The sequence below is a fragment of the Vogesella sp. AC12 genome, assembly GCF_024437575.1.
GTDB classification, from domain to species: Bacteria; Pseudomonadota; Gammaproteobacteria; order Burkholderiales; family Chromobacteriaceae; genus Vogesella; species Vogesella indigofera.
Map to the genome: position 1 here is coordinate 232,485 of NZ_JANFNU010000004.1, position 22,176 is coordinate 254,660.

Annotated in this window: 19 protein-coding genes and 2 pseudogenes; 13 read left to right on the plus strand and 8 right to left on the minus strand. The window is 66.3% G+C overall.

Translation table 11 applies throughout. From position 1 onward, the window contains the following. Window positions 1-83: 83 nt before the first annotated feature. Window positions 84-800, minus strand: a complete 717-nt coding sequence (locus NOM55_RS09240) for a DNA-3-methyladenine glycosylase (RefSeq protein ID WP_255908344.1) — start codon at window positions 798-800, stop codon at window positions 84-86. 170 nt (window positions 801-970) lie between these two features. Between NOM55_RS09240 and ada the strand changes: the two genes are divergently transcribed. Both ada and alkB read left to right on the plus strand, forming a co-directional pair. Beyond that, window positions 971-2,050: a bifunctional DNA-binding transcriptional regulator/O6-methylguanine-DNA methyltransferase Ada gene (ada, locus tag NOM55_RS09245; RefSeq protein ID WP_255908345.1), complete on the plus strand. Its 1,080-nt coding sequence runs from the start codon at window positions 971-973 to the stop codon at window positions 2,048-2,050. Window positions 2,051-2,111: 61 nt separating this feature from the next. Next, on the plus strand, window positions 2,112-2,759 hold the full coding sequence (alkB, locus tag NOM55_RS09250; protein ID WP_255908346.1) for a DNA oxidative demethylase AlkB: 648 nt from the start codon (window positions 2,112-2,114) through the stop codon (window positions 2,757-2,759). Window positions 2,760-2,959: 200 nt separating this feature from the next. Here alkB and NOM55_RS09255 read toward each other — a convergent pair whose 3' ends face one another. Next, the gene (locus NOM55_RS09255; RefSeq protein WP_255908347.1) at window positions 2,960-4,606 is read right to left on the minus strand and encodes an acyl-CoA synthetase; all 1,647 of its coding nucleotides are present in this window, start codon (window positions 4,604-4,606) and stop codon (window positions 2,960-2,962) included. 253 nt (window positions 4,607-4,859) lie between these two features. On the opposite strand from NOM55_RS09255, the pseudogene NOM55_RS17435 reads away from it, so the two are divergent. The 4 genes and pseudogenes from NOM55_RS17435 to NOM55_RS09265 all read left to right on the plus strand — a co-directional run. Next, window positions 4,860-5,657 (plus strand): annotated as a pseudogene (locus tag NOM55_RS17435) (PAS-domain containing protein); the annotation flags it as partial. A 465-nt stretch (window positions 5,658-6,122) separates the two neighbouring features. Next, window positions 6,123-6,365, plus strand: a pseudogene (locus NOM55_RS17440) (ATP-binding protein); the annotation flags it as partial. Window positions 6,366-6,533: 168 nt separating this feature from the next. Further along, entirely contained in the window at window positions 6,534-6,860 is a 327-nt protein-coding gene (locus NOM55_RS17445) for a response regulator (protein WP_370687873.1), read from the plus strand. Beyond that, on the plus strand, window positions 6,842-7,579 hold the full coding sequence (locus tag NOM55_RS09265; protein WP_255908349.1) for a response regulator transcription factor: 738 nt from the start codon (window positions 6,842-6,844) through the stop codon (window positions 7,577-7,579). The genes NOM55_RS17445 and NOM55_RS09265 overlap by 19 nt, the downstream gene beginning before the upstream one ends. Before the next feature lie 76 nt (window positions 7,580-7,655). Here NOM55_RS09265 and NOM55_RS09270 read toward each other — a convergent pair whose 3' ends face one another. Both NOM55_RS09270 and NOM55_RS09275 read right to left on the minus strand, forming a co-directional pair. After that, on the minus strand, window positions 7,656-8,693 hold the full coding sequence (locus NOM55_RS09270; RefSeq protein WP_255908350.1) for an oxidoreductase: 1,038 nt from the start codon (window positions 8,691-8,693) through the stop codon (window positions 7,656-7,658). 304 nt (window positions 8,694-8,997) lie between these two features. Then, entirely contained in the window at window positions 8,998-10,581 is a 1,584-nt protein-coding gene (locus NOM55_RS09275; protein WP_255908351.1) for a YdgA family protein, read from the minus strand. 158 nt (window positions 10,582-10,739) lie between these two features. On the opposite strand from NOM55_RS09275, the gene NOM55_RS09280 reads away from it, so the two are divergent. Next, window positions 10,740-11,921, plus strand: a complete 1,182-nt coding sequence (locus tag NOM55_RS09280) for a fatty acid desaturase (RefSeq protein WP_255908352.1) — start codon at window positions 10,740-10,742, stop codon at window positions 11,919-11,921. Between the two features lie 103 nt (window positions 11,922-12,024). Next, window positions 12,025-12,369 (plus strand): RidA family protein, encoded by a 345-nt coding sequence (locus NOM55_RS09285; protein ID WP_047967047.1) that lies wholly within the window; start codon window positions 12,025-12,027, stop codon window positions 12,367-12,369. A gap of 179 nt (window positions 12,370-12,548) precedes the next feature. Here NOM55_RS09285 and NOM55_RS09290 read toward each other — a convergent pair whose 3' ends face one another. Then, window positions 12,549-14,342, minus strand: a complete 1,794-nt coding sequence (locus tag NOM55_RS09290; RefSeq protein WP_255908353.1) for an ABC transporter ATP-binding protein/permease — start codon at window positions 14,340-14,342, stop codon at window positions 12,549-12,551. A gap of 162 nt (window positions 14,343-14,504) precedes the next feature. Between NOM55_RS09290 and cysS the strand changes: the two genes are divergently transcribed. The 3 genes from cysS to NOM55_RS09305 all read left to right on the plus strand — a co-directional run bounded on the left by cysS (window position 14,505) and on the right by NOM55_RS09305 (window position 17,969). Then, a complete protein-coding gene (gene cysS, locus NOM55_RS09295; protein ID WP_255908354.1) occupies window positions 14,505-15,875 on the plus strand; it encodes a cysteine--tRNA ligase in 1,371 nt (456 codons plus the stop codon). Between the two features lie 138 nt (window positions 15,876-16,013). Next, window positions 16,014-16,229: a 50S ribosomal protein L31 gene (gene rpmE, locus NOM55_RS09300; RefSeq protein WP_047967044.1), complete on the plus strand. Its 216-nt coding sequence runs from the start codon at window positions 16,014-16,016 to the stop codon at window positions 16,227-16,229. Window positions 16,230-16,322: 93 nt separating this feature from the next. Next, window positions 16,323-17,969, plus strand: coding sequence for a glycosyltransferase family 39 protein (locus NOM55_RS09305; protein ID WP_255908355.1), 1,647 nt, complete (start codon window positions 16,323-16,325; stop codon window positions 17,967-17,969). 75 nt (window positions 17,970-18,044) lie between these two features. On the opposite strand, the gene NOM55_RS09310 is transcribed toward NOM55_RS09305, so the two are convergent. Further along, window positions 18,045-20,006: an acetoacetate--CoA ligase gene (locus tag NOM55_RS09310; RefSeq protein WP_255908356.1), complete on the minus strand. Its 1,962-nt coding sequence runs from the start codon at window positions 20,004-20,006 to the stop codon at window positions 18,045-18,047. A gap of 186 nt (window positions 20,007-20,192) precedes the next feature. Beyond that, window positions 20,193-20,732, minus strand: a complete 540-nt coding sequence (locus tag NOM55_RS09315) for a VOC family protein (protein WP_255908357.1) — start codon at window positions 20,730-20,732, stop codon at window positions 20,193-20,195. Between NOM55_RS09315 and NOM55_RS09320 the strand changes: the two genes are divergently transcribed. Together NOM55_RS09320 and NOM55_RS09325 are read left to right on the plus strand one after the other, a co-directional pair. Further along, on the plus strand, window positions 20,709-20,954 hold the full coding sequence (locus NOM55_RS09320) for a hypothetical protein (protein ID WP_147424505.1): 246 nt from the start codon (window positions 20,709-20,711) through the stop codon (window positions 20,952-20,954). The genes NOM55_RS09315 and NOM55_RS09320 overlap by 24 nt on opposite strands. Window positions 20,955-20,956: 2 nt before the next feature. After that, on the plus strand, window positions 20,957-21,721 hold the full coding sequence (locus NOM55_RS09325) for an IclR family transcriptional regulator (protein ID WP_047967040.1): 765 nt from the start codon (window positions 20,957-20,959) through the stop codon (window positions 21,719-21,721). Window positions 21,722-21,792: 71 nt separating this feature from the next. On the opposite strand, the gene NOM55_RS09330 is transcribed toward NOM55_RS09325, so the two are convergent. After that, entirely contained in the window at window positions 21,793-22,131 is a 339-nt protein-coding gene (locus tag NOM55_RS09330) for a DUF2249 domain-containing protein (RefSeq protein ID WP_255908358.1), read from the minus strand. Between the last annotated feature and the right edge of the window lie 45 nt (window positions 22,132-22,176).

The window sequence follows — 22,176 nt, forward strand, 5'->3', positions numbered from 1 at the left end:
CTGACGCCAGTATCAACCGCCTGTCCGGCTTGCCGGGCAGGCGGTTTTTTATTTGCGGCCAACCTTTACGGTTGGCTGAGGTGTCAGCTGGTGCCGGTCGCCGCCGAGCGGCGCTTGCCCGGCCGCGGCTGGTAGTCGGCGAGGCTCGGCACCTGCCACAGATACCAGGTCGCGACGCTGCGGTAGGGGCTGCAGGCGGCGGTGGCGGCCAGCAGCTCGCGCCGGCCGGGCAGCGCCGGCAGCGCTTTCAGGAAGCGGTAGCCCTCGCGCACGCCGAAGTCATCGACGGGCAGGATGTCCGGCCGTGCCAGGGTGTAGAGCAGCAGCATCTCCACCGTCCAGCGGCCGATGCCCGGCAGCGTCACCAGCCGCTCGATCAGCGCGTCGTCGGATAGCTGCGCCGCCTCCCGCCGCGACGGCACGCGGCCGTCCAGCGTGGCGGCGGCGATGGCGTGGATGGTGGCGACCTTGCGCCCGGAAAAGCCGCAGCCACGTAACTGCCCGGTGTCCAGCGCCAGCAGTTGCGCCGGCGTCGGGAACGCTGGCTGCGGCTGGCAGGCCAGCAGCCGCGCCAGCATGGCATCGCCGGCGCGCACATGCAGTTGCTGGTAGGCGACGGCGCGCACCAGCGCCTCATACGGCTCTCGCGCCGGCTTGGGCTGCAGCCGGCAGTGGCCGACCTCGGCCACCAGCTGCGCCCAGTCGGCGTCGATGGCGGCCAGATGCCGGCTGGCGGCGTGGTAGGAATCATGCGGCAGGGTGGTCATGGCTGGCAGGGTGGCGGATGGCAGACAGGGCACGCTAACCCTGCGCCGCGCCGGCCGCATCCTGTTTCTTGCGCCGGCCTGTTGCAATGGCGGCCGCTGTCGCAAAATAGGCGAATTCGGCAGCAAGCGGCGGGATGCCGGGCGCCGCCGCGTTGGCTACAGTAGGCTCATACGGTGGCTGACGAGTGCAAAAGGACATGACCATGACCGCGACAGCAAAACGCCGCGCCCAGGCGGCGGCAACGGAGGGCGACCCGCGCTGGGCGGCGGTGCTGGCACGCGATGCGCGCGCCGACGGCTGCTTCTATTACTCGGTGCAGAGCACCGGCGTCTACTGCCGGCCGTCGTGCGCGGCGCGGCAGGCGCGGCCGGAGAATGTGCGTTTTCACGCCAGTTGCGCCGATGCCGAACGTGCCGGCTTCCGCCCCTGCCAACGCTGCAAGCCTGACCAGCCGCCGCTGGCGCAGCAGCACGCGCAGAAGGTGACCGCCGCCTGCCGCCTGATCGACAGCGCGGACACGCTGCCGGATCTGGCAACGTTGGCCGCAGCGGTCGGCCTCAGCCGCTATCACTTCCACCGCCTGTTCAAGCAGCACACCGGTCTGACGCCGAAGGCCTACGCCGCCGCGCGCCGCGCCGAGCGGGTGCGCAACGGGCTGCAGCAGCACGATACGGTGACGGCGGCGATCTTCGACGCCGGTTTCAACGCCAACAGCCGCTTCTACGCGCAGGCCGACGCGGTGCTGGGCATGACGCCCGGCGACTACCGCGCCGGCGGTGCGCGCACGGTGATCCGCTTCGCCATCGGCCAGTGCACGCTGGGCGCGATCCTGGTGGCGCAGAGCGAGCGCGGCGTGTGCGCCATTTCGCTGGGCGACGCCGCCGAGGCGCTGCTGCACGAGCTGCAGGACCGCTTCCCGCGCGCCGAGCTGATCGGCGGCGACGCCGACTTCGAACGGCTGGTGGCGACAGTGGTCGGCTTTGTCGAGGCGCCGGCGCTGGGGCTGGACCTGCCGCTGGACGTGCGCGGCACCGCCTTTCAGCAGCGGGTGTGGCAGGCGCTGCGCGAGATTCCGCCCGGCGAGACCGCCAGCTATCTCGACATCGCCCGTCGCATCGGCGCGCCGCAGGCGGTGCGCGCGGTGGCCGGTGCCTGTGCGGCCAACGTGCTGGCGGTGGCGATTCCCTGCCATCGCGTGGTGCGCACCGACGGCAGCCTGTCCGGCTACCGCTGGGGCGTGGCGCGCAAGCAGGCGCTGCTGGCGCGCGAGGCCAAGCCGTGAGCGCGGTCAGCCGCGGCGCGGCGGCGGTCACGGTCGCCGCGGACAAACCAGGGCGCGGGCGATGACGGCCGACCTGTTTGCCGACCAGGCACCGGACTGGCAGGAGGGGCTCGGGGACGGCGCGCTGGTGCTGCGCGGCTTTGCACTGCCGTACGCGGCGGCGCTGCTGGCGACCCTGCCGGTGCTGCTGGCACAGGCGCCGTTGCGCCACATGCTTACCCCCGGCGGCCAGCCGATGTCGGTGGCGATGAGCAGTTGCGGCGACTACGGCTGGGTCAGCGATCGCCGCGGCTACCGCTACGCGGCGCAGGACCCGGCCAGCGGCCTGCCGTGGCCGCCGCTGCCGGCGGACTGGTTGCGCTTGGCCGCCAGCGCGGCGGCGGCAGCCGGTTTTGCCGGCTTTGCGCCGGATGCCTGCCTGATCAACTGCTACCAGCCGGGCGCGCGCATGGCGCTGCACCAGGACCGCGACGAACGCGACTTCAGCCAGCCCATCGTGTCGGTGTCGCTGGGGCTGCCGGTGGTGTTCCTGTTTGGTGGCCTGCAGCGCAGCGACCGCGCGCAACGGGTGCCGCTGGCGCACGGCGACGTGGTGGTGTGGGGCGGGCCGGCGCGGCTGCGCTACCACGGCGTGCTGCCGCTGCAGCCGGGCAGCCACCCGCTGCTGGGGGCGCAGCGCCTTAATCTCACCTTCCGCAAGGCGCGCTAGCGGCGGGCCTTGACCCGGCCGTGCCCGGTCGCGCGGCTGGTGCCGCCAACACCGCCCGGCATCCACTCATGCAATAACGCCGCGCCCCTTGATGCGGGGCGCGGCGTTGGTTTATATGGCCTGACCGGCGTGACCGCTATGGTCGCTCGGCACGTGAAAGCGCGACAAGGTTGGCCGCAGCTTGCGGCCAACCTTGTGCCTTACTCGATGGCGGCGATGGCGTTGGTCTGCTGTCGCAGCAGGAATTTCTGGATCTTGCCGGTCGAGGTACGCGCGATCGGGCCGAAGATGATGCGCTTGGGCACCTTGAAGCGGGCGAGGTGGGCGCGGCAGTGTTCGATCACCGCCGCCTCGTCGCCGCTGACGCCTTCGCGCAGCTCGATGAAGGCGCACGGCACCTCGCCCCATTTCGGATCCGGCAATGCCACCACCGCCGCCGCGATCACGTCCGGGAAGCGGCACAATACGTCTTCCACTTCCAGCGACGAGATGTTTTCGCCGCCGGAGATGATCACGTCCTTGGAGCGGTCCTTGATCTTGACGTAGCCGTCGGGCTGGATCACCGCCAGGTCGCCGGTGTGGAACCAGTTGCCGGCCAGCGCCTCGGCGGTGGCCGCCTCGTTCTTCAGGTAGCCCTTCATCACCAGGTTGCCGCGGAACATGATCTCGCCCATGGTCTCGCCGTCGTGCGGCACTTCCTGCATCGTCTCCGGATCCAGCACCGTCATGCCGTGCTGCATGGTGTAGCGCACGCCCTGGCGGCCGTTGCGTTCGGTGCGGCTGGACAGGTCCAGCGCCTGCCACGCCGGCTGCTTGGCGCAGACCGCGGCCGGGCCGTAGGTCTCGGTCAGGCCGTAGACGTGGGTGATGTTGAAGCCGAGCTTCTCCATGCCCTCGATCACCGCCGATGGCGGCGCCGCGCCGGCCACCAGGCAGTTGACCGGGTGCTCGATGCCCTGTTTGCACTCCGCCGGCGCGTTGATCAGCATGGTGTGCACGATGGGCGCGCCGCAGTAGTGGCTGACCTTGTGCTGCTTGATCAGCTCGAAAATCAGTCGCGGGTCGACACGGCGCAGGCAGACGTTGGTGCCGACGTTGGCCGCAACCGTCCACGGGAAGCACCAGCCGTTGCAGTGGAACATCGGCAGCGTCCACAGGTAGATGGCGTGGTGCGGCATGCCCCAGTCGACGATGTTGCTGATGGCGTTGAGGTAGGCACCGCGATGGTGGTAGACCACGCCCTTGGGGTTGCCGGTGGTGCCGGAGGTGTAGTTCAGCGCGATGGCGTCCCACTCGTCGGCCGGCAGCTGCCAGGCGAATTCCGGGTCGCCGCCGGCGAGGAAGTCCTCGTATTCCATCTGCCCCAGGCGCTCGCCGGGGCCGTCGTATTCCGCGTCGTCGACATCGATCACCAGCGGCGGCGTTTCCAGCAGCGCCAGCGCCGGCGCGATGGTGAAGCTGAACTCGCGGTCGGTGATCAGTACCCGCGCCTCGCCGTGCTGCAGCATGAAGGCAATCGCCTCCGGGTCCAGTCGGGTGTTGAGGGTGTTCAGCACCGCGCCGGACATCGGCACGCCGAAGTGACACTCCACCATCGCCGGGATATTGGGCAGCATCACCGCCACGGTGTCGCCGGCGGTGACGCCGTGGCGTTGCAGCGCCGAGGCCAGGCGCCGGCTGCGGGTGTAGGTGTCGCGCCAGTTGCGCTGCAGGCTGCCGTGGATCACGGCGATGTGTTCGGGGTAGACGCTGGCGGCGCGCTCGATGAAACCCAGCGGCGACAGCGCGGAAAAATTGGCGGCGGTCTTGCAAAGACCGCTCTGGTAGGGCTTGCTTGCTTGTGACATCCGGCTCTCCTGTGGTGCTGCTTTGTGTCGTGCCCTCCGGCCCGGCAGGGGCAGGGCGGCGCCGACTGTTATCCGGTCGATGGTTGCGGCAAAACCTTGCGCAACTTTGTGTCAAATGTAACGAATCGTTGCCACAGGGCATTTTGTGGTGCCACTGCTCTAAAATGGGGCTTTTACCCGCTATGCCAGTGTTTTCTGGCCAAGGAGCGTCGTGATGATGCAACACCCGCCGCCAGAGGCCGCGCCCGGCGCCATGCTGCTGTCCGGGCTGGACCTGCTGGACCAGGGCGTCACCGTGTTCGATGCCGGGCTGAAACTGGTGGCCTGCAACCAGCGCTTCCTGACGCTGCTGGATTTTCCGCCGCAGCTGGCGGCGGTGGGCACGCCGTTCGAAGCCTATATCCGTTATAACGCCTGCCGCGGCGAATACGGCCCCGGCGATGCGGAGTTGCAGGTGGCGGAGCGGGTGGTGCGCGCGCAGCGCTTCGAGCGCCATGACCTTGAGCGCCTGCGTCCGGACGGCTCGGTGCTGCGCGTGCGCGGCGAGCCGTTGCCGCAGGGCGGATTCATCGCGCTGTACACCGACCAGACCGAACAGCAGGCCTACGCGCGGCTGCTGCAGCAGCAGAAGCAGGATCTGGAAGGTCACGTCGGGCAGCGCACCGCCGAGCTGGAGCAGGCGCGGCACCAGCTGCGTGCCGCGCAGGCGGCCAACGTGCAGCTTGGTGCCGACTTGCAGCGCAGCGAACAGCGGCTGCGGCTGATCACCGACACCATCCCGGCGCTGATCGCCTATTTCGACCACGGCCAGATCTACCGTTACGCCAACAAGGGCTACGCCGACTGGTTCGGCCGCGACAGCGCGCAGATGAGCGGGCGCCACATCTCGCAGGCGCTGGGCAGCAAGTTCTACGCCGCGGTGCAGCGCTACGTCGAGGCGGCGCTGACCGGCAAGCAGCTCAGCTACGAATACTCGATGGAAAAGGACGACGGCAGCACCATCTTCGCGCGCAGCACGCTGGTGCCGGAGATCGCCGCCGACGGCGAGGTGCTGGGCTGCTTCGTGCTGTCCTTCGATATCACCGAACAGAAACAGACCCAGGCGGCGCTGGTGCAGGCGCAGAAGATGGAAGCCATCGGCCAGCTGTCCGGCGGCATGGCACACGACTTCAACAACATGCTGACCGTGGTGCTGGGCAACCTCGGCGAATTGCGCCGCCATCTGCAGCAGCAGCCGGCGTTGCTGGACTATCTCGACCCGGCGCTGCACGCCGCCGGGCGCGGCGTGGAGCTGGTGCGGCGGCTGCTGGGTTTTGCCCGCCAGCAGCCGCTGTTGGCGCAGCCGGTACGCATCGGCGAGCTGATCCGCGGCATGATGCAGCTGCTGCAGCGCTCGCTGCCGGAAAACATCGTGCTGGATTGCCAGCTGGCGGCGGAGCACGACTACGTGATGGCCGACGCCAACCAGCTGGAAAGCGCCATCCTCAACCTGGTGCTGAACGCGCGCGACGCGATGCCGGACGGCGGCAGGCTGCAGATTGCGGCCAACGTCGAGACGCTGGATGCGCGTGCCGCCGCCGAGTGGCAGCTGGCCGCCGGCGACTATATCCGCATCGACGTGACGGACAATGGCTGCGGCATGGCGCCGGCGCTGCAGCTGCGCGTGTTCGAACCGTTCTTTACCACCAAGCGCTTCGGCAGCGGCAGCGGCCTCGGGCTTGCGATGGTGTATGGCTTTGCGCGTCAGTCCGGTGGCCAGGTCAGCGTCAGCAGCCAGCCGGGGCGCGGCAGCGTGTTCAGCCTGCGCCTGCCGCGCACCACGCCGACGGCGCAGCCGCACGGCCAGCTCGATTTCAGCGGCAAGGCCGGTGGCCGTGAGCGGCCGCTGGTGCTGCTGGTGGAGGACGATCCGGAAGTGCGGCGCGTGGTGCAGCGGCAGCTGAGCGCGCTCGGCTACCCGGTGGTGGAGGCGGAAAACGGCGACGAGGCGGCGACGCTGCTGGCCAGCATCGCCGATATCGGCTTGCTGCTGAGTGATATCGTGATGCCGGGCCGGCTCGGCGGCCGCCAGCTGGCGGCGCTGGCGCGGCAGCAGCGGCCGGAGATCCGCATCCTGCTGATGAGCGGCTACGCCGCGCCGGCGGAGGTGGCGGATGACCATACCCGCGACATTCCGCTGTTGGCCAAACCCTTTACCGAGGCCCAGCTGGGCCGGATGCTCGATGAGGTGATGTTGTGTCCCAGAACGAACTGACGGTGGCGGTGCCGCCCGAAAAACTGATCTACGTGGTGGAGGACGACCTGGCGGTGGCGCGGCTGATCAGCGGCGTGCTGGCGGAGTACCAGTTCCGTCACGAAACCTTCCGCGCCGGCCAGGCCTTCCTGCAGCGGCTGCGTCAGCAGGCACCGGATTTGTGCATCGTCGATCTCGGCCTGCCGGACATGGACGGCATGGCGCTGGTGCGGGAGATCCGTGAGCGCCATCGCTGCGGCGTGATCATCCTCACCGGCCGCGGCCATGTTGGCGACCGGGTGATGGGACTGGAAAGCGGCGCTGATGATTACATCATGAAGCCGTTCGAGCCGCGCGAGCTGGTGGCGCGGGTGCGCAGCATCCTGCGCCGTTGCGAGGCGCCGGGCGAGATCGGTGACGCGGCGCGGCAGCGGGTGGCGCATTTTTCCGGCTGGCGTTTTGACGTGGCGCGGCTGTCGCTGTACGCGCCGGACGGCGGCGAGCGCCCGCTCAGCGCCGGCGAGGGGCTGATGCTGCTGCGCTTCCTGGAGCGCCCCAACCGTGTGTTGCCGCGCGAGCAGCTGCTGGGGCAGCACGACATCTCGCCGTTCGACCGCAGCATCGACGTGCGCATCTCGCGGCTGCGGCGCAAGCTGGAAGACGACTCCTACAATCCGCGCCTGATCAAGACCGTGTACGGCGCCGGCTACCTGTTCGTCAGCAGCGTGGTGTGGGAATAGCGCGTTCGCGCGTTGCCGAACAAGGCTGCGGCCAACCTTGTGGTCAAGGTTGGCCGCAGCGTTTTGATATTTGCCTTTACACCGGCAGTTCGCAGCCGCTGCGGGCGCTGTCCAGCCCCAGCTCGATCAGCTGCATCACCGCAATCGCGTCGTCCGCCGGCACCGGGTTGGCACCTTCGCCGCGGATCGCCGCCGCCACCGCACTGTAGTAGTGGCGGTAGTCGCCGTTCAGGGTCGGCACCACGTCGCCGTGCTCCTCGCCATCCTGCTGCCAGTAGTGCAGGCCGTGCAGCGTGTCCTCGCCCCAGCCGGCGCAGCCCGGCGCCTCGCCGCGTTTCAGCGCCGCTTCCTGGGTGTCCAGCCCGTATTTCACGTAGCTGCCCAGCGTGCCGTGCACCGCGAAGCGCGGTACGCCGCCGCTGATCAGGCTGCTGGCCGACAGCCGCACCCGCAGCCGGCCGTAGTGCAGCTGCACGTGGAAGTAGTCGGTGGCGACGGCCCCGCAGCGCTGCGCGGCGAAGTCGGCGTGGATGGTGCGCGGCCGGCCGAACAGCTGCAGCGTCTGGTCCAGCAGGTGCGGGCCGAGGTCGAACCACAGCCCGCCGCCGCCGCCGGCGGATTCGCGCCAGCGCGCCTGCACCTGCGGCCGGTAGCGCTCGAAGCGCGACTCGAACAGCGCGATGTCGCCCAGCGTGCCGTCCTGCAGCAGCTGGCGCACGGTGAGAAAGTCGGCATCCCAGCGCCGGTTGTGAAAGGCCGACAACAGGCAGCGGTGCACGCCGGCCATCACCTGCAGCTCCTGCGCCTCGGCCGCGGTCAGCGTGAACGGCTTGTCGACCACCACGTGCTTGCCGGCGGCCAGTGCCGCCGCGGCCAGCGGGAAGTGGCTGTCGTTGGGGCTGGCGATCACCACCAGGTCGATGTCCGGATCGGCCAGCACCAGCGCCACGTCACTGAGCACGCGGCTGCCGGGGTGCTCCTGCAGCAGCTGTTCGCCCTTGCTGCTGACGATGGTGTGCAGGCACAGCTGCGGGCAGGCGTGCAGCAGCGGGGCGTGGATGGTACGGCCGGCGTAGCCGTAGCCGATCAGGGCGACATTCAGGGGCATGCTCATGGTGGGTCTTCCGGTGGATCTCTGCTTTCAGCCTAGTCCAAGGGTGGCGGGCGGCTGGATTCATTGCGTGCTCGGTGGCGCTTTAATGGCCTGGCATGAGGGGGCGGGGGCAAGAAAAAGGCCCCGTGTCATGATACGGGGCCACTGGCCTTAGAGCCCGTTCAATGTCTGCTGCGACTGATCTCAATGGGGCGATACGGCGTTAAAAACGCCTTCGGAATGCTTGTTTATATCTGGATAAACGCCGCTTCCTCAGGCGCTTTCGCCTTGTCTCGCTCTAGCTCGCGAGACTTTGAACAGGCTCTTACTGGGCGGCAGAGGCGGCCGGCGGCGCGTCTTCCTCGGCGGCTTCCTCCCACGGCAGGGCAACACGGGTGCTGTTGACCAGCAGCGTGCCGTTCTTGAAGTCGATCTTGGTGGCCAGCTGGCCATTCTGCTGCGAGATCAGCTTCTGGCTTTCCCATTCGCTGAGCTGGGCGTCGAGCAGGCTTTTGGCCAGGTTGTCGATTTCGCCGAGGTCCGGTTGCTCTTCGGCGCTGGCATCGACGGTGAACAGGTTGCGCGCCTGCGCCACCACCATGTTTTCCAGCGTCTGGCGCGGCAGCTCGATGTTGAGCAGCGCGATGAAGCGCTTGATGAATTCCAGCGGCGTCTTCAGGTCGCTTTCCTGCAGCCCCTGCAGCGCGATCTGGCCGTCAAGCTTGGCCTCGCCGGTCGGCATGCGCAGCGAGAAGGTGTTGATCATGATCTTCGGATCGTTGATCAGCAGCGGCAGGCCCTGCTTGGTGATCGCCTCGATGTAGCGCTTGCGCAGCTGCGTCGGGTCCTTTTCCTCGAACGGGATGCGGGTGAAGGCCTGGTCCAGCTTCACCAGCGTCGGGCCGTGCAGGTGGTTGGCGGAGATGTCCAGCTTCAGCGGGCCGTACACGCTGTCGTTGTAGCTGAAGGTGTCGAAATCCAGCTTGCCGCGGGTGTTGATGAATTCTTCCTGCTCGCTGGTGACGATCTGATACTTCAGGTTTTTCAGTTCGACATTCGACGGGCGGAATTCGCCGCTCGGGTTGATGAACTCGCCGACGCGCACGCGGCTGACCAGGTGGATCAGCTCGTTGAGCTTGATGCTGTACGGAATGCTCTCGTTCCACTTCAGGCTGACATTGGCCACCGACAGCTCGCCGGTGCCGAGCTTGACGCCGGTATTGCCGGGGCGCACGTCGGACAGGTAGCGGATGTTGTCGAAGCTGAAGCGGCCCTTGGGGCCGGCTTCCAGTACGAAGCCGGGCGATACCGATTCGGCCTGGTATTCCTTGTAGCCGTCGGCGTAGTTCAGGCGCAGGTCGAAACCGCTCCAGGTCATCTTCACGCCGGCGAGGGTCTCCTCGTAGTCGAATTTCGGCACCGCCACGCTCAGTTCGCCACCGCCGGCAAGGCCAAGGCGGTTGACCACGGTGATCGGCTCGGCATCGCCAAAGAAGCGCCGCAGCGTCTTGCGCGTACCCTCGCTCATGTCGAAGGTGGTCTCGACGCGGGCGCGGCCGGGGCTGAAGTGGCCGCTGAGCAGGCCCGGCAGCGGGCCGTGCGCCACGTCATGGTGGTAGCGGATGGTGCCCTGGAACAGCGGGCGCACGTTTTCCGGCAGCAGGCCGATGTAGGGGCCGAGCAGTTCCTGGTTGAATTCCAGCTCGGTGGTTTCCTGCGACGAGAACCAGCCGCGCTGGTACTGGTGCGACTTGACCTTGAACACCGACATCGCCGCAATCATCTGGTGTTGCTCTGCCAGCGTCTCCTCGGCCTTGATGCCGGCCCAGTAGGAAAAAGCGCCATAGAAAGCAAAAGTGCCGGCGACAGCGGCGGCGGTGAGTTTGATAGCGTGCTTGTTGACGTTCACGATCCGGCCTGAGTGACGAAATGACTGCGTATCTTACAATAGCCGCGCCGGTGTGACGAATCGGTACGCTGGCGACTGTCGATTCTTTTGCCGTTTACGCCGGCGAATTGTGTAAAATGCCGCGTTATCTCTATTAAAACCAAGAGGTTTGACTACGAATGGAATGGCTTAACGGTCTGATCGACCTGCCCTGGTGGGGTTATATCGTGGTGGCATTGGTCCTGACCCACATCACCATCGCGTCGGTGACCATCTTCCTGCATCGTCATCAAGCGCACCGCGCACTGGATCTGCACCCGATTCCTAGCCACTTTTTCCGTTTCTGGCTGTGGCTGACGACCGGCCAGGTCACCAAGGAATGGGCGGCGATTCACCGCAAGCACCATGCGCGCTGCGAAACGGCGGAAGATCCGCACAGCCCGCAAGTGCTGGGCATCAAGAAAGTCATGTGGGAAGGCGCCGAACTGTACCGCGCCGCCTGCAAGGACCGCAGCATCATGGAAAAATTCGGCCACGGCACGCCTGACGACTGGCTGGAACACAATCTGTACACCAAGCACACCGGCAAGGGCATCCTGCTGATGCTGGCCATCGACGTGCTGCTGTTCGGCGCCGCCGGCCTGTCGATCTGGGCGGTGCAGATGGCGTGGATTCCGTTCTTCGCCGCCGGCGTGATCAACGGTATCGGTCACTTCTGGGGCTATCGCAACTTCGAGAACGAAGACGCCTCCACCAACGTGCTGCCGTGGGGCATCCTGATCGGTGGCGAAGAGCTGCACAACAACCACCACACCTTCGGTACCTCGGCCAAGCTGTCGTACAAGTGGTTCGAGTTCGACATCGGCTGGATGTACATCCGCATGCTGGAAATCTGCGGCCTCGCGAAGGTGCGCAAGGTGGCGCCGCGGCTGGTGGAAGAGCAGCGTACCCAGCAGCTGGATCTGGAGCACCTGCAGGCGATCATCGCCAACCGCTACGCGGTGGCGGCGCGCTATGCCCGCGAGCTGAAGGACGTGTACCGCGTCGAGGTGGAAAAGCTGCACCTGCCGGAACTGAAGGCGCCGCAGCTGGTGCGCAAGATGAAGGTCTGGCTGAAGCAGGATGCCAAGGACACCCCGGCGCAAGAACGCGAGCAGCTGGCGGTGGTACTGGAAAAGAGCCAGGTGCTGCATACCGTGTACTCGATGCGCCAGGAACTGTCGCGCCTGTGGGAGCGTTCGTCGCTGACCCGTGACGAGCTGCTGAAGGAACTGCAGGACTGGTGCGCCCGCGCCGAGGCCAGCGGTATCGAATCGCTGCAGCGCTTCTCGCTGAGCCTGCGTCGCGCCTCGGTGGCCTGATCACCGCTGTTGTCTGAATCCAGCGCCGGAGCGAGTCTCCGGCGTTTTGTTTGGTGCCGCTGGTCGGTACCCGTGCCCATCATCCATTTATTCGGGAGTCGCAATGAGTCTGTATCGCCACAAACCAGGCAAGCGCATGTCGGAAGCCGTGGTCGTCAACGGCCTGATCTACACCGTACAGGTACCGGAAAGCGGCGAGGGTGATGCCCGCGCGCAGACCGCCGAGACCCTGGGCCTGATCGACACCGTGCTGGCCGAGCTGGACAGCGACAAGAGCAAGATCGTGGAAGCCACCATCTTCCTGACCGACCTCGCCGATTTCGATGCCATGAACGAGGCATGGGACGCGTGGGTGGCGGAGGGCAATGCCCCGGTACGCTGCACGGTACAGGCGAAACTGGCCCACCCGGACTGGAAGATCGAGATCCGCATCGTCGCCAGCCGCTAAGCTTGGCGTGCGCCGGCCGTTTGGCCGCCGCGTCAAAAGGCCGCCAGCTCCCTCACCGGGGCTGGCGGCCTTTTGCATGCCATATGGCTGACCTTGTTCCGTATCCGCGCGCAAGGATGCGGGGCTTGAGTGGGGGCAAGGTTGGCCGCAACGCATTGCGGCCAACCTTGGTGGTGGGCTTATTCGCTCAGCGACTCCAGCTTCCACTCGCCGCCACTGCGCAGCGTCAGCGCGAACTGGTGGTGGATCAGCAGCGTGCTGCGGTGGCCGACGCTGACCAGCGTGGCGTGCGGCAGGCGGCTGCGCAGCAGGCGGTACAGCGCCTCTTCCAGGCCTTCGTCCATCGCCGAGGTGGCCTCGTCCAGGAAGATCACCTTCGGCGCCGCCAGCAGCAGGCGGCCGAAGCCCAGCCGCTGCTGCTCGCCCAGCGACAAGATGCGACCCCAGTCGGCCTCTTCGTCCAGCTTGTCGATCAGGTGGCCCAGCTGCACCGAACGCAGCACTTCCGCCGCGCGCTCGTTGTTGGCCGAGGCCGGGTGCGGGTAGTGCAGCGCCGCGCGCAGGCTGCCCAGCGGCAGGTAGGGGCGCTGCGACAGGAACAGCACCTCGCTCTGCGGCGGGCGCTGGATGTGGCCGTCGCAGTGCGGCCACAGCCCGGCGATGGCGCGCAGCAGCGTGGTCTTGCCGCTGCCGGACGGGCCGCGGATCAGCAGCGCCTGGCCGGCGCTGAGGCTGAAGCTGAGCTGGGACAGCAGCGTCTGGCCGTCTGGGGTGCGCAGCGACAGCTGTCGCACGCTGAGGCCTTCGCTCTGCGGTGTCAGCTCCGGGGTCGGCAGCTGGTCGGCGCTGTGGATGGCGTCGATGAAGCCGGTCAGACGATCCAGCACAGCTTTGAAACCGGCGAACTCGTCGTAGGCGCTGCGGAAGAAGGACAGGTTGCTTTGCAGCTGGCCGAAGGCCTGCGAGGTCTGCACCATGTCGCCGAGCGTGATCTGCTTGGAGAAGAAGCGTGGCGCCTGCAGGATGAACGGGAAGATCACCCCGGTCTGGCTGACGATCAGGTTGAAGCCGGACAGCTTCAGCGTCCGGTGCACGATGTCCCAGGCGTTGCCGATCACCTGGCGGAAGCGCAGGCGCAGGGTGGTGCCCTCGACCTTCTCCCCGCGGTAAAAGGCGATGTTCTCGCCGTACTCGCGCAGCCGCACCAGCGCGTAACGGTAGTCGGCGCCGAATTTCTCGTTGAGGAAGTTGAGCCGGATCAGCGGCTTGCCGATGCGGAACGCCAGCACGGTGGCGACGATCACGTAGATGTAGACCATGAACACCAGCCCGCGCGGGATCTCGACGCCGAACAGCGCGAACACGCCGGACAGCCCCCACAGGATCAGCGTGAACTCGAAGGTGGACACCAGCGCGTCGATCACCCCCATCGCCAGCGACAGTGAGGAGCCGACAAAGCTGCTGATGTCCTGCTGGATACGCTGGTCCGGGTTATCCGCCGGCCGGGCCAGGTGCTGGCTGCGATAGTAGCCCTGCTTGTCCAGCCACTTGCCGAGGAAGTACTCGTTGAGCGACTCCCGCCAGTGAATGGCAAACACCTGGCGCAGGTAGTACTCCAGCAGCGAGCGGCCGACGTGCACTGCCGCCAGCACCCCGAAAATCAGCATCGAGGCCCAGAACAGCTTCACGTTCAGCTGTTGCAGCGCGCTGTACATATCGTTGTACCAGCGCGAGAACAGCACGTTGACGCGCACCCCGGCCAGCGTGATCAGCAGGATGGCACCCAGGCTCAGCAGCGGTTTCCAGCCGCTGATGCGCGGGGTGAAAAACGGTGCCGCCAGCCGCCAGAACTGGCGTCCCCACATGGTGGTGCGCGCCAGCGCGACCCCCAGCAACAGTGATACCAGCAGCGTGATGGCGGTGGCCTTGCCCAGCCAGATGGCGCTTTGCAGCAGTTCCTGACTCCAGTTCATCGGTTCTCCTTATGGCGCAGTAATGCAAAACCCGGTTCGATATGGCCGCCAGCATAGCGTTTTTTGCGCGGGCGGGGCAGCGGCAAACTCCGCTGCGGGGGGATTGACAGCTTTGCTACAATAGCGGTTCACCAATAACCAACTGCACAGGCTCATCCAGTCATGCTTAATCTTTACAACACACTGACCCGCCAAAAAGAAGCATTCAACCCGATCGAACCCGGCAAGGTAAAGATGTATGTGTGTGGCATGACTGTCTACGACCTGTGCCACATCGGCCATGCGCGCATGCTGACCGCGTTCGACGTGATCTACCGCTGGTTTGCCGCCTCCGGTTATGACGTCACCTACGTGCGCAACATCACCGACATCGACGACAAGATCATCAAGCGCGCCGCCGAGCGCGGCATCAGCGCCGAGGCGCTGGTGGAAGAAACCATCGCCGACATGCACGCCGACACCGGGGCGCTGGGCCTGTTGCGGCCAACCTTCGAGCCGCGCGCCACCCAGCACATCGGCGGTATGCAGGACATCATCAGCAAGCTGATCAGCCGCGGCAAGGCCTACCCGGCGGCCAACGGCGACGTCTACTACGCGGTGCGCGAGTTCGACGGCTACGGCAAGCTGTCCGGCAAGACGCTGGACAACCTGCGCGCCGGCGAGCGCGTCGAGGTCGATCCCAACAAGCGCGATGCGCACGATTTCGTGCTGTGGAAAGCGGCCAAGCCGGGCGAGCCGCAGTGGCAGAGCCCGTGGGGCGCCGGCCGTCCGGGCTGGCATATCGAGTGCTCGGCGATGAGCTGCCACCACCTGGGCGAGCATTTCGACATCCACGGCGGCGGCGAGGACCTGCAGTTCCCGCACCACGAGAACGAAATCGCGCAGAGCGAAGGCGCGCACGGCCAGCAGTACGTGAACTACTGGATGCACAACGGCTTCATCAACGTCGACGGCGAAAAGATGTCCAAGAGCCTGGGCAACTTCTTCACCATCCGCGACGTGCTCGGCCATTTCGACGGCGAGGTGATCCGCTTCTTCATCGTGCGCAGCCACTACCGCAGCCCGGTCAACTTCACCGACGGCATCCTCAACGACGCCAAGCAGGGCCTGACCCGTCTGTACACCGCCTTGCGCGGGCTGGAACTGCCGGCGACGAGCGGCATCGACTGGAACAATGCCTACGCGGCGCGCTTCAAGGCGGCGATGGATGACGACTTCGGCACCTCCGAGGCGATTTCCGTGCTGTTCGAGCTGGCCGGCGAAGTCAACAAGGGCCGCGACGTGCAGCAGGCGCGCCTGCTGAAAGATCTGGCCGGCGTGCTGGGCCTGTTGCAGCGTGATCCGGAAGCCTTCCTGCAGGGCGAAGCCGGCGACGGCCTGTCGGCGGCGCAGATCGAGGCGCTAATCCAGGCGCGCAAGGACGCACGCGCCGCCAAGGACTGGGCCGAGTCCGACCGCATCCGCGACCAGCTGACCGCGGCCGGCATCGTGCTGGAAGACAGCGCCGGCACCACCACCTGGCGCCGTGCCTGAGCACGGGCGGGCAGGGCTGGCCGCTGGCCAGCTTTTGCTTGCCAAACCCTTGCCAAACCATTACCAAGTGCGGATAATGCTGCGTTTTAGATGAAGCGCAGGCAAAACCCCTGCGCCCGATTGAAAAGGAAACCGAACATGCAAGCTGACATCCAGCCGAACTACAAAGAAGTTAACGTGACTTGCTCTTGCGGCAACACCTTTGCCACCAAGTCCACCATGGCCAAAGACGCCTTCCACATCGAAGTGTGCTCCGAGTGCCACCCGTTCTACACTGGCAAACAGAAGATCGTTGACACCGCTGGCCGTGTTGACCGCTTCAACCAGAAGTTCGGCAGCTTCTTCAAGCGCTAATCCGCTTGCAGCAGTCCGGAAAAAGGCAGCCACGGCTGCCTTTTTTGTTGTTCCGGTTTATCCTGAAGCCCATTGTCCGAGTACGGCTGTCCCATGCTGACCTATAGCGACTCCTCCCAGTCCCGCCTGCCTGCCGCCACCGAAAAGCCGTGGCTATTGTTGTTGCTGACCTTTGTCTGGCTGTGGCCGGGCATTGTGGGGCACACGCCGTGGAAGCCGGACGAACCCTACGTCACCGCCGTGGTGCAGCACATGCTGGCCGGTGGCCCGTGGTGGCTGCCGGCGATCGATGGCCAGGCGTATCTCGACAGTGCGCCGCTGTATTACTGGGTGGCGACGCTGTTCGCGCGGCTGCTGTCGCCGTGGCTGCTGCCGCTGCATGATGCGGCGCGGCTGGCGACGCCGCTGTTCATGGCGATCGGCCTCGCCTTTGCCGGCGGTGTTGGTCGCGAGCTGATCGGCCGCCGTCATGGCCGCAGCGTGGTGCTGATCCTGATCGGCTGCCTGGGGCTGATCGTCACCGGTCACGAGATGAACCCGGTGGTGGCCGGCTTTGCCGGTTTTGCCGCGGCGCTGTACGCGCTGGTGCTGACGCGGCGGGCGCCGGCGCTGGCCGGTGCCATCCTCGGCGCGGCGACGGTGGTGCTGTTTCTGGCCACCAGCCTGTTGCCGGTACTGCTGGTGTGGAGCGTGGCGCTGATGCTGCCGGCCTTCGTCAGCTGGCGCAACAAGGGTTACGCCATCACGCTGTTGATGGCGTTGCTGTTCGCCTTGCCGCTGGCGGCGCTGTGGCCGCTGGCGCTGTATCGCGGCGCGCCGGCGGTATTCCACGCCTGGTGGCAGTTCCACGCGCTGGGGCCGCTGGACGGCTTCGGTGGCCTTGGCCTGTTCCACGAGTTCGGCTACTACCCGAAGCTGATGCTGTGGTACGCCTGGCCGGCGTGGCCGCTGGCAGCGTGGACGCTGTGGAAGAACCGCCGCTACGAGTTGCCGCTGCTGCAGTTGCCGCTGCTGTTCTTCGCGGTGATCCTGCTGCTGCTGACCTTCTCCAATCGCAGCCATACCGAGGACGCGATGCCGCTGTTGCTGCCGCTGGCGGTGCTGGCGGCGGTGGAGCTGGACAGCCTGCGCCGTGGCGCCGCCGCCTTCCTCAACTGGTTCGGCCTGATGGCGTTCGGCCTGTTCTCGCTGCTGGTGTGGCTGGGCTGGGCGGCGATGAACTTCGGCTGGCCGGCCAAGCTGGCGGAGCGCGCCAGCTATTTCAGTCCCTACTACGTGCCGCAGGTGTCGTGGCTGGCGCTGCTGCTGGCGCTGGTCGCCACCGCGCTGTGGGGCTGGGCGGTGACGCGGCGCCATCTGCGCGGCCGCCAGGCGGTGACCAACTGGGCCGCCGGACTGGCGCTGCTGTGGGGGCTGCTGATGACGCTGTGGCTGCCCTTCCTCGATGCCGCCAAGAGCTACCAGCCGGTGGTGCAGGGCATGATGCGGGCGATGCCGGCCGGCGAGCACTGCGTGTCGGTATCGGCCAGCCAGCAGCTGGCGCGCATCAGCTGGGGCTATTACGCCGGCCTGCGCCTGCAGCCGGTGGCCGACGGGGCTGCGCCGGCCTGCAACCTGTTGCTGATGGTGCGCGATCGTCGTGTCGATACGCCGCCGCTGCCGGGCTGGCAGGTGCGCTGGAGCGGCAACCGTGCCCGCGACAAGCGCGAGCAGTTCGTGCTGTGGCAGCGCCTGCCGTAAGCGCTCGCCGCCAACAAAAACGCCACCTGACGGTGGCGTTTTGCATGCGGTTGCGGCCAACGTTGGCCGCAGGTGCTAGCTCTGCAGTTCGGGCAGATCGACAAACAGCTGCAGCGCCTCCGGGTTGGCCAGGGCGGTGAGGTTGGTCACCGGCAGACCGTGGATCACGTTCTTCACCGCCAGCTCGACGATCTTGCCGCTGATGGTCTTCGGAATGTCGGCAACGGCGATGATCTTGGCCGGCACGTGGCGCGGGCTGGCGCCGTTCTTGATCTTGTCGCGGATGGCGGCCTGCAGTGTCTTGTCCAGCTCGCAGCCGTCGCGCAGCTTGACGAACAGCACCACGCGCTCGTCGTCCAGCCAGCGCTGGCCGACGACGATGCTGTCCAGCACCGCGTCGAAGGTTTCCACCTGGCGGTAGATCTCGGCGGTACCGATGCGCACGCCGCCGGGATTGAGCACCGCGTCGGAGCGGCCGTAGATGATCATGCCGTCGTGCTCGGTCAGCTCGGCGTAGTCGCCGTGGCACCACACATTGTCGAAACGCTCGAAGTAGGCCTTGCGGTACTTTTCGCCGTCCGCGTCGCCCCAGAAGCCGACCGGCATCGACGGGAACGGTTTGGTGCACACCAGCTCGCCCTTTTCCCCCTGTACCGGCTGGCCGGCATCGTTCCAGATCTCCACCGCCATGCCCAGGCCGCGGCACTGCAGCTCGCCGCGGTAGACCGGCAGGCTGGCGCAACCCAGCGCGAAGCAGGACACGATGTCGGTGCCGCCGGAAATGGAGGCGAGGTTGATGTCGTCCTTGATCGCGTCGTAAACCCAGTCGAAGCTTTCCGCCACCAGCGGCGAGCCGGTGGAGAACACCGCGCGCAGGCAGCTGAGGTCGTAGTCGCGCTTCGGCTGCAGGTCGATCTTGCGCAGGCCGTCGATGTACTTGGCCGAGGTGCCGAACTGCGCGCAGCGATAGGCTTCGGCGTATTGCCACAGGATGTGGCCACCCTTGGCGAACGGCGAGCCGTCGAACAGCATCAGCGTGGCGCCGCTGGCGAGGCCGGATACCAGCCAGTTCCACATCATCCAGCCGCAGGTGGTGAAGTAGAACAGGCGGTCGCCGGCGTGCACGTCGGCGTGCAGCTGGTGCTCCTTCAGGTGTTGCAGCAGGGTGCCACCGTGGCCGTGCACGATGCATTTCGGCTTGCCGGTGGTGCCGCTGGAATAGAGGATGAACAGCGGGTGGTTGAAGCCGACGCGGCGGAACAGCAGCTCGCTGGCGACAAAACTGTCGACGAAGCGCTCGAGGGTGACGGCCTTGGGCACCGTTTCCGCGAAGGCGTCGGCGCGCTCCAGGTAGGGCACCACGATCACTTTTTCCACCGACGGCAGGCCGCTGGCGATGATCTGCATCTTCTCGCTGATGTCGACCTGCTTGCCGTTGTACCAGTAGCCGTCCGGGCAGAACAGCAGACGCGGCGCGGTCTGGCCGAAGCGGTCCAGCGCACCGTCGGTGCCGAAGTCCGGCGAACAGCTGGTCCACACCGCGCCGATGCTGCTGGCGGCCAGCATCGCGGCTACCGTCTCCGGCATGTTCGGCATGTAGCCGGCAACGCGGTCGCCTTCGACGATGCCGTGCGCCAGCATCGCCTGCTGCAGGCGCGACACCAGATCGGACAGCTCCCACCAGGTCAGCTCGCGTTTGACCTTGTCCTCGCCCCAGAACACCATCGCCAGCGTGTCATCGCGGCGGCGCAACAGGTTTTCCGCGTAGTTGAGCGCGGCCTGCGGGAAGAAACGCGCGGCGCGCATGCCGTCCTTGTCTTCCAGCGCCACGCTGCCCTTGTCTCCGATCACGCCGGCGTAATCCCACAGCTGGCTCCAGAAGCGTTCCGGGCGCGCGATGCTGGCGTGCCACAGGCTGGAATAGTCAGGATAGCGCTGGTTGTCCAGCGTTTCCGCCAGCCGGGTAAAGGCGGTCAGGTGGGTCGCGCTCAGGCGGGCCGGCGACGGCTGCCAGATCGGATGGTCTGCTGCGTGCATATCAAGTCTCTCCTCAGGAAGCGTGTGGGGTCGCTCAAGGGTGTCGTTCTTTATTATGAAAGCTGTTTGCCGGCCAGTTTACTGCACAGCCATGCCTGCGGTATAGGCCGCCGGCTGTGCAATCCGTGCCGCTACCTGGCGGCGTGTTGCGGCCAACCTTGTCCAAGGTTGGCCGCAAGCGCGGGCTCAGTCTTCGGAATAGCTGCCGTCGTGCATCCAGCGCGCGTGCTGCGGTGCTTTGCGCGTTTCTGCCCATTCGTTGAGCATGTCCCACTTCACCTCGTCCAGCATCTGCATCATCTTCGGCGTGCCGGTATTGCAGGCCAGCTCCAGGCGGTGGCCGTTGGGGTCGAAGAAGTAGATCGACTTGAAGATGGTGTGGTCGGTGGGGCCGATCACGTCGATGCCGGCGGCCTGCAGCCGCTGCTTGGTGGCGAGCAGTGTGTCCAGCGAGTCCACTTCCATCGCCAGGTGCTGCACCCAGTTGGGCGTGTTCGGGTCGCGGTCCATCGGCGGCCGTGTCGGCAGCTCGAAGAAGGCGAGGATGTTGCCCTGGCCGGCGTCGAGGAATACGTGCATGTACGGGTCCGGCGCCTTGGTGGACGGTACTTCGTTTTCGGCGATTGCCAGCACGAACTTCATGTCGAGGTGTTTCACGTACCACTCCACCGTTTCCTTGGCGTCCTTGCAGCGATAGGCGACATGGTGAATTTTCTTGATCAGCATGATGGTTCTCTCCGTGAGCGGTGGCCGTGGTGCGGCGCTGATTTCAGTCTGGCACTGATCGCGGTGGCGGCCAGTGGCGATGCTGGCAAGTTAACCATTAATTCGTTATTGGTCAATTTGTTCGATAATAACAAATATTATCGCCGTTGCTGGCGTGGCGAAAATGCTAGAATTGCCGCCGTTTCAACAACACTGACCATGCCAGCGGGCAAGACGGGGTAACGATGGAAAAAGACCGGCGCGGAATCCAATCAATCGAGGTGGGCGGCAGCCTACTGCAGACGCTGGTGCGTCACGGTGCGCCGATGATGCTGAAGGACCTGGCCGGCGAGGCCGGCATGCCGGCGGCGAAGGCGCATCCCTATCTGGTGAGTTTTGGCAAGCTGGGGCTGATTGAGCAGGATGCGGGCAGCGGCCTGTACAAGCTGGGGCCGTTTGCGTTGCAGATGGGGCTGGTGGCGCTGCACGAACTGGACGCGGTCAAGATCGCCACCGAACGGGCGGCGGCGCTGTCGCTGGACATCCAGCAGAACGTGGCGCTGGCGGTGTGGGGCAACCACGGCCCGACCGTGGTACGGATCCAGGAGTGCAATCGCGTGGTGCACATCAATATGCGGACCGGCACGGTGATGTCGCTGCTGGATTCGGCAACGGGCAAGGTGTTTGCCGCCTACCTGCCGCCGCGGCTGACCGAGGAGATGATCGCCAGCGAAATGGCGGCGCGGCAGGCCGGTATCGAGGAGCAGGCCGCGTTCCAGTCGGCGCTGCAGCGAGTGCGCGAGCGCGGCATGGCGCGGGCGGTGGGCTACCCCTTGCCCGGCATCAATGCCTTCAGCGTGCCGGTGTTCGATCACGCCGGCCAGCTGGCGCTGGTGATGACCACGCTGGGGCCGGCGGCGACCTTCGCCTCGGACTGGAACGGGGTGATCGCGCAGCGGCTGCGCAGCACGGCGGCCGACATCTCCGCACAGATTGGTTATCGCGGCTGAGTGGTGGCGCTGGTGTGCCGTTCACACAAAGCAAAACGGGCCGGCAAGATGCCGGCCCGTTGCCGTATTGCTTAGCCGCCGGAGCAGCCGCAACCGCCGCCGCCACCACAACCGCCTTGCTGGGCTGCCGGCGCCTGGGCCGGTGCCGGCTCGCTGTCGGCGACATGGATGGTGAAGTCGATGACGACCTGTTGCGGCGAGCGCTCCACGTAGTTGATCAGCACCTGGTCACCGTAGCGCTGCTCGATCTGGCCGAGCAGTGGCAGCGGGTCGTGGTCGTTGACGAAGCGCATGCGCTCGCCGTGGTTCAGCGATTCCAGCGCGCCAAAAATGGCGGCATGGCGGAAACGCTTGGCCACGCCGCGCGCATCAAAAGGGAAAACCGACAAATCAGAGGTGTGGGTGTGCATGGATGGACTCCTGTCTGTAACAGTGCCCAGCTTACGCACCCGCCG